This window comes from Wenjunlia vitaminophila DSM 41686 (assembly GCF_000380165.1).
Classification (GTDB): domain Bacteria; phylum Actinomycetota; class Actinomycetes; order Streptomycetales; family Streptomycetaceae; genus Wenjunlia; species Wenjunlia vitaminophila.
On sequence record NZ_KB904660.1, the window covers coordinates 13,351 to 29,530 of the forward strand.

Genomic DNA, 16,180 nt, shown 5'->3' on the forward strand with positions numbered 1-16,180 from the left:
GGCGGTGCTCAGCGCGGCGCGCCGCCGCGCAGCCAGCCGGCCCAGTCCAGGTTCCAGCCGTTGAGACCGTTGTCCGGGGCCACCGTGCGGTCCACCGAGTTGACCACCTCCACCACGTCACCGGTCATCGACTGGCGGTAGAACCACGCCGCGGGGGTCTCACCTGACGTCGTGTCCCGCGGGGCCGGCCGCACGCCCTTGGCCCGGCGCCGGGACGGCTTGACGTCGGCGAGGCCGATGCAGCCGTGACTGGTGTTGGCCCTGCCGAAGACCTCCTGGGCCGCCCAGTAGTTGCCGTGGAGGAAGGTGCCGGACGCGGTCAACCGCATGGCGTGGGGCACGTCCGGGATGTCGTACGCGTCGCCGAAGCCGACCGTCGCACCGTTCATCCGGGTGACCGGGGACTTCTCGGAGATGACCATCCGGCCGTTGTAGGTGGGGTGGTCGGGGCTGCCGGCGCTGATCGGGATCACCCGCACCACCTGGCCGTCGCGCCGCACCGTCATGGTGTGCCGGGCCACGTCCACCGTGCTCACCTGGCTGCGGCCGACGGTGAACCGGACCGTGCGGTCCTGCACCCCGTAGAAGCCCGGCGCCCCCTCCACGCCGGCCAGCCGCAGCCGCAGGGTGACCCGGGTGCCCGGCAGCCAGTACTCCCGGGGGCGGTAGTCCAGGCGCTGGTCGCCGAACCAGTGCCCGGCGATCTCCACGGCGGGGTCCGCGCTCACCCGGATGGCCCGTTCCACCGTCGCCCGCTGGGTGACCGGCCGGTTGAAGCGCAACGACACGGGCATCCCGACGCCCACGACCGAGCCGTCCTCCGGGGTGAAGTGGCCGACGAGGGCGCCCTCCGGGTACGCGGTGGTGAACCTCGAGCGCAGGTCGGTGCGCTCCCCCTCGGCGTTGACCGCGACGACGGCCACCGTGTACGTGGTGGCGGGGGAGAGCCGCCCCCGTGGCAACCAGAGCCGCTGGTCGCGGCTGAGCCGCCCGACCACCGCACGGCCCCGACCGTCGATCACCCGGACGCCGACGAGCCGGCCGGGACCCGCCTCCACCCGGAGCACCCCGAGGGGGCGCACGTCGCGCGCCCCGTCGGCCGGGACCACCCGCACCACGGCCGGCGACCGAGGGGGCCGCTGGTCCTCGGAGTCCTGGTCGGGGGGAGGGCCGCAGGCCGTGACGGCCAGCAGGAACCCGCCCGTCACGGCGCGCCCGCCGCCCCGCCACACACCCCGCGCTGCCTCCACAGGTCATTCCTTCCGGCCGGGCCCGGGCTCTCGCCGGGGACAACGACGGCACCACGGGTAAGGAAACGTGACATCCACCCCCGTTCCGGGAAGGACTGGACGCGGGGTCGCCACGCTCGGGGAGGTCACAGCCGATGTCGGACACGGGTCAGCAGGAGGTGCGGGCAGCGGGGACCGGCGGACGCGACCGCGCCCGCACGCCGGGCCCCGCGGTGTGGCCCGGCGGGCCCGAGCCACTGGGGGCGAGCGTGGGTGTCGGGCCCGACGGACGGGAGGGCACCAACTTCGCCCTGTGGGCGGGCGGGGCCGAAGCCGTCGAGCTGTGCCTGTTCGACGACGCCGGGCGGGAGACCAGGCACCCGCTGCTCGAGCGGACCCGGCAGGTGTGGCACGGCTTCGTGCCGGGGGTGGGTCCCGGGCAGCGCTACGGCTACCGGGTGCACGGCCGCTGGGACCCCTTCGCCGGTGCCCGGTGGAACCCGGCCAAGCTCCTCCTCGACCCGTACGCCCAGGCGGTGGACGGGGAGTTCCGGGTCCCCGCCGAGGTGCACGGGCACGTCCGCGACTGGCCGGGCCGCGAGGTCGCCGACACGGTCCGGGACGACCGGGACTCGGCCCCCCACGTCCCCAAGGGCGTGGTGGTGGACGACCGCTTCGACTGGTCGGCCGACCGGCGCCCGGCCACCCCGTGGGCGGAGACGGTGATCTACGAGCTCCACGTGCGGGGCTTCACCATGCGCCACCCGCAGGTCCCCCGGGAGCTGCGCGGCACCTTCGCCGGCCTGGCCCACCCCGCCGTGATCGAGCACCTGACCGACCTCGGGGTGACCGCGGTCGAGCTGCTGCCCGTCCAGCAGTTCGTCGCCGACGGCCACCTGGTGGCCCGGGGGCTGACCAACTACTGGGGCTACAGCACCGTGGGCTACTTCGCCCCGCACGCCGGCTACGCCTCCGCGGGCACCCGGGGTCAGCAGGTCCGGGAGTTCAAGGAGATGGTGCGGGCCCTGCACGCCGCCGGCATCGAGGTCCTGCTCGACGTGGTCTACAACCACACGGCGGAGGGCAACGAACGCGGCCCCACCCTGTTCCTGCGCGGGATCGACAACCGCGCCTACTACCGCACCCAGCACGACCCCCGCCGCTACGCCGACACCACCGGGTGCGGCAACACGGTGGACGCGGGCCAGCCCCCCGCGTTGCGCCTGATCACCGACAGCCTGCGCCACTGGGTCACCGAGATGGGTGTGGACGGATTCCGGTTCGACCTCGCCGCCGCCCTGGCCCGCGGTGGTCGCCACGGCGGGGACGAGGTCGACATGCGGGCACCGTTCCTCGCGGCGATCTGGCAGGACCCGGTGCTGCGCCGGGTCAAGCTGGTCGCCGAACCGTGGGACGTGGGCAGCGGCGGCTACCAGGTGGGCGCGTTCCCGGCGCCGTGGTCGGAGTGGAACGACCGGTACCGTGACGCGGCCCGCGACTTCCTGCGCGGTGCCCACCAGGACCTCAGGGAGATCGGCTACCGACTCTCCGGCTCCTCCGACCTGTACGCGCACGACGGGCGCTCCCCCTGCGCCTCGGTCAACTTCGTCACCTGCCACGACGGCTTCACCCTGCGGGACCTGGTCTCGTACCGGTCCAAGCACAACGAGGCCAACGGCGAGGACAACCGGGACGGCGCCGACGACAACCGCTCCTGGAACTGCGGCCACGAGGGGGAGACCGCCGACCCGTTGGTGAACGCCCTGCGCCACCGGCAGGCACGCAACCTGATGGGCGCCCTGCTGGTGTCCACCGGGGTGCCGATGGTCACCGCGGGCGACGAGATGGGACGCACCCAGGGCGGCAACAACAACGCCTACTGCCACGACGACGCGACGAGCTGGGTGGACTGGTCCCTGCGCGACCAGCCCGCCTGGCGGGCCCTGCACCAGCTCACCTCACGCCTGGTCCGGCTCCGCCGCCGGCACCCGGTGCTGCGCCGTGCGGCGTTCTTCACCGGTCACCCGAGACGGCCGGGTGGTCCGCCCGACCTGACCTGGTTCACCCCCGCCGGGCGGCGGATGACCGAGGCGGACTGGTACCAGCCGGCCGCGACGGTCGGGATGTTCCTGTGCGGGCGGGACCTGCCGGAACGCGACCCCCTCGGTCAGCCGATCAGTGACGACAGCTTCCTGCTGGTCTGGCACACCGGGCCGCGGCCGGTGCGGTTCACCCTGCCGGGACCGCCCTGGGCCACCCACTACGAGGTCGAGGTGGACACCGCCCCCGAGGACCAGTCCGCGCCCCCGCGCACCCGCCACCGGGCGGCGGACCGGCTACGGGTGGGTGCCCGCGCCCTGGTGCTGCTGCGGGCGTGGAGTGAGAACGCCCCCGGCGGGTGTTGAGACGCCGGGGGACGGCGGACCTCCGCGCGGCTGGACCGACGGCCCTGCCGGCGGTCGTGGGGCACGCGTTACGCTCGCCGCGCAACCGACCAACGACCGCCTGGAGGCGCTCCATGACCGTGACCCTCGAGGTCGCAGACGGTGTCGGCACCATCCGCCTGGCCCGTCCACCGATGAACGCGCTCGACATCGCCATGCAGGACGCCCTCGGGCGGGTGGCGGCGGAGGCCGCCGGCCGCGACGACGTGCGGGCCGTGATCGTGTACGGCGGTGAGAAGGTGTTCGCGGCCGGTGCGGACATCAAGGAGATGCAGGCCATGGAGTACCAGGACATGGTCCGTCGGGCCCGTGGCCTCCAGGACGCGTTCACCGCGGTGGCCCGCATTCCCAAGCCCGTCGTCGCAGCCGTCACCGGTTACGCCCTGGGCGGCGGTTGTGAGCTGGCGCTGTGCGCCGACATCCGGATCGCCGGGGAGAACGCCAAGCTCGGCCAGCCGGAGATCCTGCTGGGTCTGATCCCGGGCGCCGGCGGCACCCAGCGGCTGAGCCGGCTGATCGGCCCCGCCAGGGCCAAGGACCTGATCTTCACCGGCCGGCAGGTGCGGGCCGCCGAGGCGTTGGCGATCGGTCTGGTGGACCAGGTGGTACCGGCCGACGAGGTGTACCAGGCCGCGCACGCCTGGGCGTCCCGGCTCGCCGCGGGACCGGCGTTGGCGCTGCGGGCGGCCAAGGAGGCGGTGGACGCGGGGCTGGAGACCGACCTCGCCACCGGCCTGGACATCGAGCGACACCTGTTCGCCGGGCTCTTCGCCACGGAGGACCGGGCGATCGGGATGCGCAGTTTCGTGGAGAAGGGACCGGGGAAGGCCGAGTTCCGCTGACCGGCACGGTCATCCCGGCGGCGGGGCCGGGTTCCACGGTCCCGCCGCCGAACCCGTTCGCGTTCCTGGTCCGCGTCTTCCCACCGGTCTTGTCGTGAGCTCCGGTGAGGACCACAGGAACGCCGCGGACAGGGTGAAGGAAACGTTGTTCCTATCGAGCGACGACGTTTCAACAAAACAACCCTCCTGGGTGCAGCCCGGTATGTCTGTCGCATATACGGTTTGGCGTGCGCTTTCCCCCGTCATCCCCCCGGATCAATTCCCCCAGATCCATCCCGAATGCCCACCGCTTTGGTCATCATGGGGCCATGACGGGCCCTGGTGGACGAGAGCAGGGGTGGGGATCGGCAGTGACCGCGATGGAACGCGTTCCCGTGAGGGAGCCCGCCCGCCATTCCCCCTTCGTGGACGTCGTCGCCGACCCCTCGACGGACGAGGTGTGGTTCCCGTCCCGCCCCGGCCAGGCGGGGGCCGCGCGGCGGACGGTGGTCTCGGTGCTGCGCCGCTGGAACCTGCCCGCCCTGTGCTACGCGGGCGAGTTGCTCGTCTCCGAGCTGGTCGGCAACGCGGTGCGGCACGCCGGTGCCCGCCACTTCGCGCTGCGGATGGCCCGCCGCCGGGGGTGGGTCCGGGTGGAGGTGCGCGACCCCTCCCGCGCGTTGCCCTGCCTGGTCCCGCTGGTGCGGGAGCTGGACGAGCGGGGTAGGGGCCTTTTCCTGGTGCATACGCTCGCCGACCGCTGGGGGGTGGATCTCCTCCCCGACGGCAAGACCACCTGGTTCGAGTTGCGGGCGCCGCTGTAGCGCGGTGCGCCACGCCTCGGGGCGGGTCCGGAAAGGACGGCAGGCCCCGATCGCCTGGAGGCTGATCGGGGCCACGTGTGCCACCGGTAATCGAGGGGTGTGGTGGCCAGTACGCTGACGTGAGCCCGGGTCAGAGGACCATCACGTCTGGTCCGGTGGTGTTCCCTCCGGACATCTTCGACTATGGCAGCGCGGGCCAGTGACGGCAAATCGTTAATGCGACGTTAATGCGACAAAGAATCGAATTCTTGGTGCCCCGGTACCGCACTCCGGTGCACCCACCGCCCGTCGCCGCGCGGTGGTCGCTGATGTCCACTGCCCGTCGCCCGGGCCGTCCTGCCGGGAACCGGTTCCCGGCAGGACGGCCCGGCCCAGCTAGATCACGAACTGCTGGTTGCTCCTGCCGTGGCAGGTGTACTGGATGATCTGTGTGAGGTTCGAGGTGTTCGCGCCCTCGACGTCGAGGCACTTCCCGATGAACGTCTTGATGAGGAGCTTTCCGCCCGGAACCGGTTCGAACGAGAACTGCTGGTTGGGGCCGCCGTGGCAGGTGTACTGGATGATCCGGGCCCGGTCGGCGGTGTTTCTGCCCTCAACATCAAGGCACTTTCCGGAAAAGGTCTTGATGGCATACCTGCCGTGGTGAAGAGGCTGCAGCGTGAACTGCTGGTTGGCGCCGCCGTGGCAGGTGTACTGGATGATCCGAGTCAGGTCCGCACTACTGGCGCCCTCCACGTCAAGGCACTTGTCGGCGAAAGTCCTGATGGAGAACGACTCGGTCTCCGGGATGCCGTCGCTGGCACTCTGGGCCGCTGTGGCCTGCGGAATCGCGGCCAGCGCGGTTGCAGTGACGACCGCTGTCCCGAGGACCGCGCCACATACCGCCTGTCGAAAGCCCATCTTCCCTCTCTCTCCTGAGAAACGGCAACCGTCGCGAAATGACGCGGCGATTGATGGAATCGCGTCGAGACGACAGCATCCACCACAACGCCCACGTCGGCGATATGTTCTGGAGCGCTTCACACGGAAGGGTCACGGCACCGGATTCCGGTGCCCCCGGGAATGATTGATGACTGTCATCTCATCGCCGCCCCTTTCCCGTTTCGCTCGCCATCCTGGGAGACGGAGGGAATGAGCCTCGGTCTTTCGTGAGGAACCGTCGGCTTACTGACGGACTTTTGTGTCCGGTCGGGTCGTATTCCTTCGGACAGCCCTGGCGCCGCACGCCCGCGGGAACCCGCACCCACCCGTGAACACGAACGGCGGCCCGCGCAACCCCCACGGGGGTCGCACGGGCCGCCGTCACGCGGGCGGCACGGCGCCAACAGCGTCCGGGGACCAGTCGGTCAGCGGTGCCCGTCGATGCCGGAGGTCAGCCGGCCAGCACCAGGCGGGCGTTGGCCCAGTCGGCGTGGTCGTGGTTGATTCCGTTGCCACCGTCGGTGACGCGAAGGGTGAGCTGCTGGGCCGAGGTGACATCGACGTCGATGGTGAGCGCCTGGTCGTCCCCGGTCAGCACCGGTGTGGTCGCGATCACCTTGCCGTCGGCGACGACCTCGAAGGCGACCGCGCCGTTGCTGCCCACCTCGTCGTCCACGCCCACCTGGGTGATGAAGCGCGTGTACCGGCCGTCGAGCTGGACGGACACGGAACTGGAGGCGTGAGTTCCGAGCCCCTTGTAGTACCGGTCGCCGGCAATCTGCATGGGGCTGCCGTCGCCCCTGCTGTTCTCGCCGTTGGAGGTGTCACGCTCCACCGGGCCCCAGCCGTTGGACTCCGCGGCGAACGGCAGCGCGCTGACATAGTCCACACCGGGCTCCGGAACAAAGAGCCGCAGCTTGCTCTCCTTGGTGAGGGTCGCGTCCTTGCCCTTGCGCTCGACGCTGTAGGTGGCCGTCAGGGACACGTCGGTCCCGGTGTTGACGGTCGCGTCCGCGGGAGCGGTGATCGTCCAGGTGGGGGTGAGGGCCTCGCCCTCGGCGAGCGAGTCGGCGCTGGTACCGGTGCCGGTGATCGTCCAACCCGCCGGAGCGTCGGCCGTGATGGAGACGTCCGTGACCGGGACCTGGGAGTCAACGGTGAAGCGGCCCTTCACCTCCGCCGTGGCACCCGGCTCGATCTCCACCTTGTCGGGGGTGAGGGTGAAGCTCGCGGGGGGAAGCCCGTCGACCGCCTTGTCACAGGTGGTCTGGCCCGGCTTCGCGTGGCAGGCGATGGCGACGAAGCCGCCGTTGGCCGGCACGGGCACAGAGAGGGTGTCGCTCCGCTTCACGGTGTGGGACTCGCGGACGAGGCCGTCGCTGCCGTCGCGGACGGTCTCGACGAGCCACTCGCCCCCGCCCAGGAAGCCCAGCGGGACCTGCTCCGTGTGCGCGCCGCCCGAGGAGATCGACCCCAGGAACCAGCGATTGGCGCTGCGGCGGGCGAACGTCGCGCCCTGCCCCGGGAGACCGGAGACGAGCTTGCTGTCGTTCCAGACCGTGGGCACCTGCTCCAGGAAGCGCTCCACCTCCGGCCGGGCGCGGTACGCGCTCAGGGTTCCGGCGAGGTTCTGGAAGCCTGACTCGTACACCACGGACAGCGCCAGTTCGGCCGCCTCGGAGTTGGTGTGTCCGCCCTGCTGGAAGTCCATGGGGGTGTAGTCCATGGAGCCGACGACGTTCCGGGTGAAGGGGTTCGTGGTCAGGTCGGTGAGGGAGTGGCTCCCCCCGTACTCCGCGCCTCGGACCGCCTCCAGGGTGATGACGTGGGGCCAGGTCCGCTGTATGCCGTTGGGGATGGTCGAACCGTGGAAGTTGACCATGAGCTTGTGCTCGGCGGTCGCCTTCAGTATCTCGTCGTACCACTGGAAACGGCTCTGGGATTCCGAGTCCATGAAGTCGATCTTCAGGCCTGAGACACCCCACTCATTCATCTGGGTGAGGACGGTGTCGCGTTCGGCTTCGGTGTCGAGATCGGTCCAGTGGATCCAGGCCATGATCTTGACGCCCCGCTGGGCCCCGTAACGGACGAGGTCGGGCATCCACGTCTGCCCCTTCCAGCCGTCGTCAACCAGGCTGTACTCCCAGCCGTGCTGGGCGCTGTAGTCGACGAACGACTGCTGTGCCGCCAGACTGGCCTGCACGGAGTGGCCCCCGGCCAGCCAGGACCACGCCACCTTGCCCGGCTTGATCCACGACGTGTCCGAGATCCGGGAGGCGGGGGCGATGTCGTCGGTGAACGTCGACTCGGTGACCGAGGCCAGGTCACCGACGATGGCGGCGCGCCACGGCGTCGTCAGCGGTCCGTTGATGTCGACGTCGTCATCGGACAGCTTGAGGGTGTAACGGTTGCTGCCCGAGGTGTGGGCGAGCTGACTGCCGGCGTAGCTGCCGTTGACGCCGGACTCCGACAGCAGGACGTAGGAGTCCTGCACGTGGAACAGGGCGGGATACCCGAAGGAGCCGGTGGCGGCGTTGACAGCCGTGGTCTCCGTGTGGTGCTCCTCGTGGTTCACCCCGTACTTGGTGAGCCACGCCGTCGCGTTCGCCGGGAGTTGGAACGCCGACTTCTCCTGGCTCACGGTGCCGCTGGTGGTGGTCGGCAGGTCGTAACGGTAGGCGACACCGTCGTCGGAGACCCGGACCACCAGGTCGATGGGGGTGTCATGGGCGCCGGTGAAGGACAGCCGCGTCTCGTTCATCGACGTGGAACGTTTCAGGCGCTTGCCGGTGGTGGCCTGGTAGGTCTCCTCCACCAGCTTGTCACTGCGACCTGTCGGCCGCAGGCCCGTGGACAGGTCCGCCTGGGAGGTGACCAGCCCGACGGGGGCCGGTTCGAGCACGGTGGTGCTGCCTCTTCGGACTCCCAGGGACAGTTCGCCGCTGGCGTTCAGCGCGACCGTGGCGGTGAGCGCCTGTCCGGAGGCCAGGGGCTGACTCACCGTCCAACTCTGCGGCTGGTCCTCCGCCTGCGCGGCCGGCGCGGTGAGGGTCGCGAGTCCGAGCGTCGCGGCCAGAGCGGGTACCAGCACGGAGAAGGTTCTGGAGGTGGCTTTCGTTAGTGCCATGTGCCTTTCGCATTCAGGGGTAGACGAGTGAGGAGTGGGTGCGCACCGACCCCTGCTGCGTGGTGACGGGCCGGCAGGTCACCGGGCGTGACACAGGGCGGCACGGGGCGGCGAAATGCTGTACCTGGAACGGAGTTGACGGCTTGGTCCGCCCCCACTGGGGCGGGCGCACGGCGTACTGGGTCGCCGTGCCGGGTGGACCGGCCGTGACCGATGGAGGGCTGGGTATCGCGGGCTCTGCGGTTGAGTGGCCGTTCGGCCAACAAAACCAAACAGAAACAGATGTATTCGAACGGGTGGTCCTAGGAAACCCGCCGGACATCTGCATGTCAAGAGACCGACCCCAAGTCGCTCGACGGCCAGTCCGCACGGGCGGCGGGCTCCCTGCCTGGAGAGAGACCGCGCAAGAACTGACACCGTCCCGGGTACCGACGGGTCCACGTGGCGGGCCGCGCGTCCACCTCCGCCCAGCGCCGGAGGCGCGGTTCCACACCGCGTCCCGCTCACCGGAGAAGGGAGCCTCCCGGTGCCGCCCGTCGCCCCGTTGACCCGTGCCGGGCCACGCCGTCGGCCGGTCCCGGACCGTCGGTTGCTGGCCCGGCGCCCGGGGCCCCAAGCTGTCGGTCATGGACCTGGAACTGCGGCACCTGAAGACGATTCGGGCCATCGCCGAGGCCGGCAGTCTGACCGGCGCGGCCACCTCGCTCGGCCTGGCCCAGCCGGCGCTCAGCGCGCAGTTGAAACGCATCGAACGCGCCCTGGGCGGGCCGCTGTTCGAACGGGGGAGGCACGGGGTGAGGCCGACGGCGCTGGGGGAGCTGGTCCTTGACCGCGCGCGGGTGCTGCTCCCGGCCGTGCGGGAACTCCAGGAGGAAGCGGTGCGGTTCGCCCACGCCGCCGGGTCCCCCGACACGCCGCGCCGGTTCCGACTGGGGGCGACCCACGGGCCGCTCCTCGGCCGGTTGGTGGACCGGCTGGCCACCGACCACCCGGCGGCCCCGGTCACCACCTACACGAGTTGGTCGGTGGGGGAGCTGGCCTCGATGGTGACCCAGGGGCGACTGGACTACGCCCTCATCGGCACCTGCGGGGAGAGTTCCCCTCCGGTCGGCGACCGGATGGTGTGGCGCGAGGTGGGGGTGGACCCGGTGTTCGTGATGCTGCACCCCGAGCACCCGCTGGCCGACCGGCGGGAGGTGGACCTGGGGATGCTCGCCGATGAGCGCTGGGCCGACGTGCCCGGGGACGGGTGCTTCGCCGACTGCTTCGCCGCCGCCTGTGCCCGGGTCGGGTTCACCCCGGTGTCGGTGTTCGAGACGGACACCGCCTCCTGTGTGCACCTGGTCCAGGTGGGTCGGGCCGTGGGGCTGTGCCGGGCGACGTTCCCCCCGACCGAGGGGCTGGTCACCAGGCCGCTGACGGGCGCCCCGCTGCGTTGGCGGCACCTGATCGGTTGGCACCAGGACGCGTCCGCGGCCTCGGTCGCCCCCGCGGTGGTGGGCCACACCAGGGCGGCGCACGCCGAGGCGGTGGAGCGGGTCCCCAGCTACCGGGACTGGTTGGCGGACCACCCCGAGTTCGGCACGGCCGTCCCATAACGCGGTGGCAGGGGCGCACTGGCGTCTCCTCCGGTTGACGTGCTCACGGCTACGTTGGCTCGGCATCCCCCGAACCAAGGAGACTTCCATGCTCCACAGACGTGTCATGGCTGTGTGCTCGGCCGCGGTCGCGGTGGGCGCGCTGGTCCTCACCGGCCTCGCCGGCCCGGCCACCGCGGGCCCGGCCGGCTCCTCGACGTCAGCGACTGACCGGTCCGCGGCGCAGGTGGACCCGGCCGTGCTGGACGCCATGCAGCGGGACCTGGGCCTCACCGCGGCCCAGGCCAGGGCCCGCCTGGTCAACGAGAGCCGGGCCGGCGGCGTCGCCGGCCAGCTCCGGGTGTCCCTCGGCGGCAGCTTCGCCGGCTCCTGGCTCCAGGGCGACGCCGCGGAGCTGACGGTGGCCACCACCGACGCCGACGAGGCGGAGGAGATCACCGCCGCCGGAGCCAGGGCCGAAGTGGTCACCCACTCCCTGGCCGAACTCGACGCGGCCAAGGCCGCCCTCGACCGCGCGGCGACCACGCACTCCACCACCGCCTCCCCGGTCTGGTACGTGGACATCACCTCCAACAGCGTGGTGGTCCGCGCGACCTCGTCCGCCGCCGCCCGGTCCTTCATCGCCGCCAGCGGCGCCGACCGCCACCTGGTGCGGGTGGAGCGGCTCACCGAACGCCCCCGCGCCCTGTACGACCTTCGCGGCGGGGACGCCTACTACATGGGCGGGCGGTGCTCCATCGGGTTCCCGGTGACCAAGGGCACCACGCAGGGCTTCGCCACCGCCGGCCACTGCGGCCGGGCCGGCACCGCGACCCAGGGCTACAACCAGGTCGCCCAGGGAACGTTCCAGGGCTCCTCCTTCCCCGGCAACGACTACGCGTGGGTGGCGACCAACAGCAACTGGACCGCCACCCCGTACGTGAAGGGCCAGGGCGGGGCGAACGTCCAGGTCACCGGTTCCACCCAGGCCCAGGTGGGACAGTCGGTGTGCCGCTCGGGCTCCACCACCGGCTGGCACTGCGGCACCATCCAGGTGCACGGCACCAGCGTCACGTACCAGGAGGGCACCGTCTACGAGGTGACCCAGACGACGGTCTGCGCCGAGCCCGGTGACTCCGGCGGTTCCTACATATCCGGCAGCCAGGCCCAGGGCGTGACCTCCGGAGGCTCCGGCAATTGCAGCAGCGGCGGAACCACGTTCTACCAGCCCGTCAACGAGATCCTCTCGGCCTACGGGCTGACCCTGAGGACCACCGGCGACGACCCCGGTCCGGGGCCGGGCAACCCGGGTGGCACCTGGGCCGCGGGCACCGTCTACGCCGCCGGTGACCAGGTCACCTACGGCTCCACCAGCTACGTCTGCCTCCAGGGCCACCAGGCCCAGGTCGGTTGGGAGCCGCCGGTCACCCCGGCGCTGTGGCAGGCGTCCTGACGGGACGCCTGGACCAGCCGCACGGCGGCGTGGACGCGGTCGGGGCGCACCTGGGTGGGAGGTGTGCCCCGACCGTCATGCGTGCGCGGGACGGGTGCCGGTGCGCCCTGCGGGCGGCGGGGACGGGGGCTGCTGGCGGCCGGTGGTCGGGCGCGCGCGTGGCGGAACGGTAGGCTCCGACGGCGGTGCCGTGCGGAGTCGTTCCTGACTGTACGTGAACATTCCCCGGGGCAAACGGGCGTGTCAGGCGCCCATCCGTACGCACGGTCACCCGTGAGGGGTACTCTGGTTCACCGACTCGTGAATTCCTCGAGTCGCGAAAGAATCACGTGTGCCCTCACACGGGGATCGCACCCCCGCGTGAGGGCTAGTTGACCATGAGAATTGAGGACCCATGGCACAGCCCCACAGTAACCCTCCGGTAGCGGGTGGCGACAGCGGGGGGTCTAGTCCATTCCACCGAGCCCGTCGGATGGACGACGACGGCGAGTGGTGGTCCGCCCGTGAGCTGGCAGGACTGCTCGGGTACGCGAGCTGGGACGTCTTCGAGGACACGCTCTCCCGTGCCCGGGCCGCGGTCACCAACTGTGGTCAGGCGGCCTGCCTGCACATCGCCCGACGGGCCGAGCGCCTCCCCGGTGGGCCGAGGCCCCGGGCGGACTACCAGCTCACCCGCTATGGCGCCTACATGGTCGTGATGAACGCCGACCCGCGCAAACCCGAGGTGGCCGCGGCACAGACGTACTTCGCCATGCGGATCAGGGCCGCGGAGGCCCCCCTGGCCGCCACGGCCGCGGTGCCCGAGGACGACGACGCCCTGGTGGAGTTGCTCGCCCGGGTCCGGGAGGGCTCAGCCGTCCGCTCCGGCGCCGGCAGGTGGGACCGGTTCACCGACGCGCACGGACTGATCGCGATGACGACCATCGCCGGCCTCCTCCACGTGCCCGTGCGGGAGCTGACGAACTGGCTGGTGGAACAGGGGGTGTTCCACCGGGAGCGCTCCCGGTACGGCGGCCGACAGGACGTGCCCCGCGGTGCCCATAGGGCCGCGGACCACTTCCGGGTCAGGACGGAGACCAACGGCTCGGTGAGCCGTCAGGTCACCTACGTCACCCCGGCGGGCGCCGACTTCCTGCTCGGCCTCTGGCGGAGCCGCGCCGCGGCGCCCCGTTCGCGTGGGGAACACCCCCGCCACCTGGACCGCCGGACGTGGTGACGGGGGCGGAGTGAGCCACCGTGCCGGCACGGCGCCCCGGGGCGCCGTGCCCGCGGGTCAGGCCCCGTCGCTGGCCTCCCCCTTGTTGACCACGGTGAACGAGGCGCTGAGCTCGGCGCCGCCGGGGCCACTGACCCGGACCGTTCCCCGGTAGGTGCCGAGGTCGGCGTAGCGGTGGCTGCCTTCGATCTCCAGCAGGCCACCGACCTGGCGGTCCCCCGGAGCCCGGCCGGTGACCGTGGCGTCGCTGGTGGTGCCGTCGCCCCACTCGATCACCGCGGTGACGGCGGCCGGCGACGCTCCGGGGATGGCCACGGAGGCGACGCTGCCGTCCACCGAGCCGTCCGGCGCGGACTCCCGTACGGCGCCGACGGCGGCGGTCTGCCACCTGACTTCCGGGTCGAGCCAGAAGTTGGCGTCACCGAACAGCCAGCGGGCGCCCTGAAGTTGCATCCTGGCGACGACTCCGTCCGCGTCCGTGGTGGCCTCGGCCGGCGACCAGGCCTTCTCCAGGATGGCGGGCAACCGGGGGAACACCTGGTACTGGACGTCGGGCAGCCCCCGGAGCATGCGTTCGCCCCAGATCGGTGCCTCAATGCCGATGATGTCGTCGTTGTTGAGCCCGTAGTCGCGCTGGAGTTTGGCCCCGGTCCACCCGTCGGTCAGGTCGAACGGGTTCCAGGAGTAGGAGCGCCGGGTGTTGTACCCGGGATACGGGTAGTCCAGGTACACCTGCTGGGTCGGGGAGAGCAGCACCGGCCGGCGCGGATCGAACCACTCCTTGGTCATCTCGCGGCTCTGGTCCTGCCAGTAGTGGTGCACGGCCGACGGGTCGAGGCCCACGCCGCAGCTCGGGGACCAGCCGATCATCGTCTTGCCGCGGTCGCGGGCGATCTGCTCGACCCGCCGCAGGAACCGCACGTACTCGTCGTGCGGCATGTCCGACTCGTCCGCTCCCAGGTGGATGTACGGGCTGGGGGAGATCTCGGCGACCTCGCGGATGACGTCGTCGACGAACGCGTAGGTGCTCTCCCGGTCCGCCAGGTAACCGCCGTTGCCCGAGAGCTCCGGGTAGGCGGTCCTGGCGACGTGCGAGTGCGAGGGCATCTCGATCTCGGGGATCACCTGGACGTGCCGTGCCGCGGCGTACCGGATGACCTCGCGGAAGTCGTCCTTGGTGTAGAACCCGGTCCTGCCGCCGGGCATGGACATGCCCCCACCGACCTCGGTCAGCCGGGGCCAGGAGTCGATCTGCAGGCGCCAGCCCTGGTCGTCCGTCAGGTGCCAGTGCAGCACGTTGCCCTTGTTTCGCACGAGGCCGTCGATGAGCGCCTTGACCTCGGCGACCTCGAGGAAGTTCCGGGCCGGGTCGATCATCAGGCCCCGGTGTGTGAACCGCGGGTAGTCGCTGATCTCGGTGGCCTCGACGGTCCAGGGCCCCGGCCGCACCCGGTCGCCCTCGATCCACGGTGGCAGGAGCTGCCGGAACGTCTGGACGCCGTTGAACAGCCCGTGCCCGGTCGCCGCACCGATCCGTACCCCCCGGTGGTCAGCGGCGAGGGTGTAGCCCTCGGCGACGGCGAGCCGGGCCCGCGACGGTGCCTCGGAACGGCCGAGCACCAGCTCGATGTCACCGGGCCGGGCCGGCGCCGCCACCACGGGCAGGGGGAAGCCGGTCGCCGGACGCAGGTACCCGGCGAGCAGCCCGGCGACCTCCCGGGCGTGCCGGCTGGAGACGACGATCCGGGAGTGGCGCCCCAGCACGTAGGGCTGGGCACCCGTCCTGGTCTCGGACACGGGCACCGGGATCACCCGGCCCGCGGGCAGCCCCACGCCGGGGCGGGGGCCGTTCCAGACCTCCATGGACCAGATGGAGTAGCCCCACCCCGTCGCCACGGCGACGCCCTGCATGCGCACGAAGCGGACCGGTGTGGTCAGGTTGAGCTCCAGCACCTCCCGGCCGCCGGGGGCGTTCGGGACGTCGAGCGCGGTCCGCCAGGTCTCGCCGTCGTCGGACACCTGGACCTCGTAGTGCGCGGCGTGTGCGGTCTCCCAGTGGATCACCACGTGGTGCACCGGGCTCGGCTCGGCGAGCTCCACCTGCACCCACTCCCGGCTCGGGTCGGGATACCCGTTCTCGGGTGAGTTCGACCCCCAACGCGTGCCCAGGTCACCGTCGTTGACGTGCTCGGCGGCGAACTTCGCCGGGTCGAGGTCGTAGACGCTCGACGCGCTCGCCGTCCCGTCGCGGGCGACGTCCCGCACCTGGTCGGGCCAGGGGGAGTCGGCCGCCGTCGTCGCGGTGTCGGTGGCCGTGGTCCCCGCGCTCGGGGCGGCCACGACCGGCGCGGCGGTCGCCGCGACCAGCGCCGCGGAACCGGCGGCGGCGAGGATGGTTCTGCGGCGGACGAAGTGCTCGTCGAGTGATGGGGGCATCGTCTTCTCCTGGCGGGAGGTGTGGTGGGCGGTCGGGTCTTCCGGTGCGGGCGGGTCTTCCGGTGCGGGCGGCGGGGGCGGCCGAGACGGGTCGCGTCCACGTCGTGGGGCGTGGGAGCGGGGCGCGTCCAC

Annotated in this window: 10 protein-coding genes; 6 read left to right on the plus strand and 4 right to left on the minus strand. The window is 71.7% G+C overall.

What is annotated here, in order from left to right:
* Positions 1-8: 8 nt before the first annotated feature.
* Positions 9-1,250 (minus strand): L,D-transpeptidase, encoded by a 1,242-nt coding sequence (locus A3IG_RS0110090; protein WP_018383440.1) that lies wholly within the window; start codon positions 1,248-1,250, stop codon positions 9-11.
* Positions 1,251-1,384: 134 nt separating this feature from the next.
* On the opposite strand from A3IG_RS0110090, the gene glgX reads away from it, so the two are divergent.
* The 3 genes from glgX (at position 1,385) to A3IG_RS0110105 (ending at position 5,318) form a co-directional block, all read left to right on the plus strand.
* Positions 1,385-3,634 (plus strand): glycogen debranching protein GlgX, encoded by a 2,250-nt coding sequence (glgX, locus tag A3IG_RS0110095; RefSeq protein WP_018383441.1) that lies wholly within the window; start codon positions 1,385-1,387, stop codon positions 3,632-3,634.
* Between the two features lie 113 nt (positions 3,635-3,747).
* Positions 3,748-4,515, plus strand: a complete 768-nt coding sequence (locus A3IG_RS0110100; RefSeq protein ID WP_018383442.1) for an enoyl-CoA hydratase/isomerase family protein — start codon at positions 3,748-3,750, stop codon at positions 4,513-4,515.
* A gap of 374 nt (positions 4,516-4,889) precedes the next feature.
* Positions 4,890-5,318, plus strand: a complete 429-nt coding sequence (locus A3IG_RS0110105) for an ATP-binding protein (protein WP_322887992.1) — start codon at positions 4,890-4,892, stop codon at positions 5,316-5,318.
* A 375-nt stretch (positions 5,319-5,693) separates the two neighbouring features.
* Here the strand turns inward: A3IG_RS0110105 and A3IG_RS29230 are convergent, their stop codons facing one another.
* Both A3IG_RS29230 and A3IG_RS0110115 read right to left on the minus strand, forming a co-directional pair.
* Positions 5,694-6,218, minus strand: coding sequence for an RICIN domain-containing protein (locus tag A3IG_RS29230; protein WP_018383444.1), 525 nt, complete (start codon positions 6,216-6,218; stop codon positions 5,694-5,696).
* Between the two features lie 472 nt (positions 6,219-6,690).
* On the minus strand, positions 6,691-9,330 hold the full coding sequence (locus A3IG_RS0110115) for a glycoside hydrolase family 97 catalytic domain-containing protein (RefSeq protein WP_018383445.1): 2,640 nt from the start codon (positions 9,328-9,330) through the stop codon (positions 6,691-6,693).
* Between the two features lie 662 nt (positions 9,331-9,992).
* On the opposite strand from A3IG_RS0110115, the gene A3IG_RS0110120 reads away from it, so the two are divergent.
* From A3IG_RS0110120 to A3IG_RS31840, 3 genes are all read left to right on the plus strand, one after another.
* Positions 9,993-10,964, plus strand: a complete 972-nt coding sequence (locus tag A3IG_RS0110120) for a LysR family transcriptional regulator (RefSeq protein WP_026220102.1) — start codon at positions 9,993-9,995, stop codon at positions 10,962-10,964.
* 88 nt (positions 10,965-11,052) lie between these two features.
* Positions 11,053-12,396, plus strand: coding sequence for an alpha-lytic protease prodomain-containing protein (locus tag A3IG_RS0110125; RefSeq protein ID WP_040911177.1), 1,344 nt, complete (start codon positions 11,053-11,055; stop codon positions 12,394-12,396).
* 472 nt (positions 12,397-12,868) lie between these two features.
* The gene (locus A3IG_RS31840; RefSeq protein WP_018383448.1) at positions 12,869-13,612 is read left to right on the plus strand and encodes a phage antirepressor KilAC domain-containing protein; all 744 of its coding nucleotides are present in this window, start codon (positions 12,869-12,871) and stop codon (positions 13,610-13,612) included.
* Positions 13,613-13,669: 57 nt separating this feature from the next.
* Here the strand turns inward: A3IG_RS31840 and A3IG_RS0110135 are convergent, their stop codons facing one another.
* The gene (locus A3IG_RS0110135) at positions 13,670-16,048 is read right to left on the minus strand and encodes a family 20 glycosylhydrolase (protein WP_018383449.1); all 2,379 of its coding nucleotides are present in this window, start codon (positions 16,046-16,048) and stop codon (positions 13,670-13,672) included.
* Between the last annotated feature and the right edge of the window lie 132 nt (positions 16,049-16,180).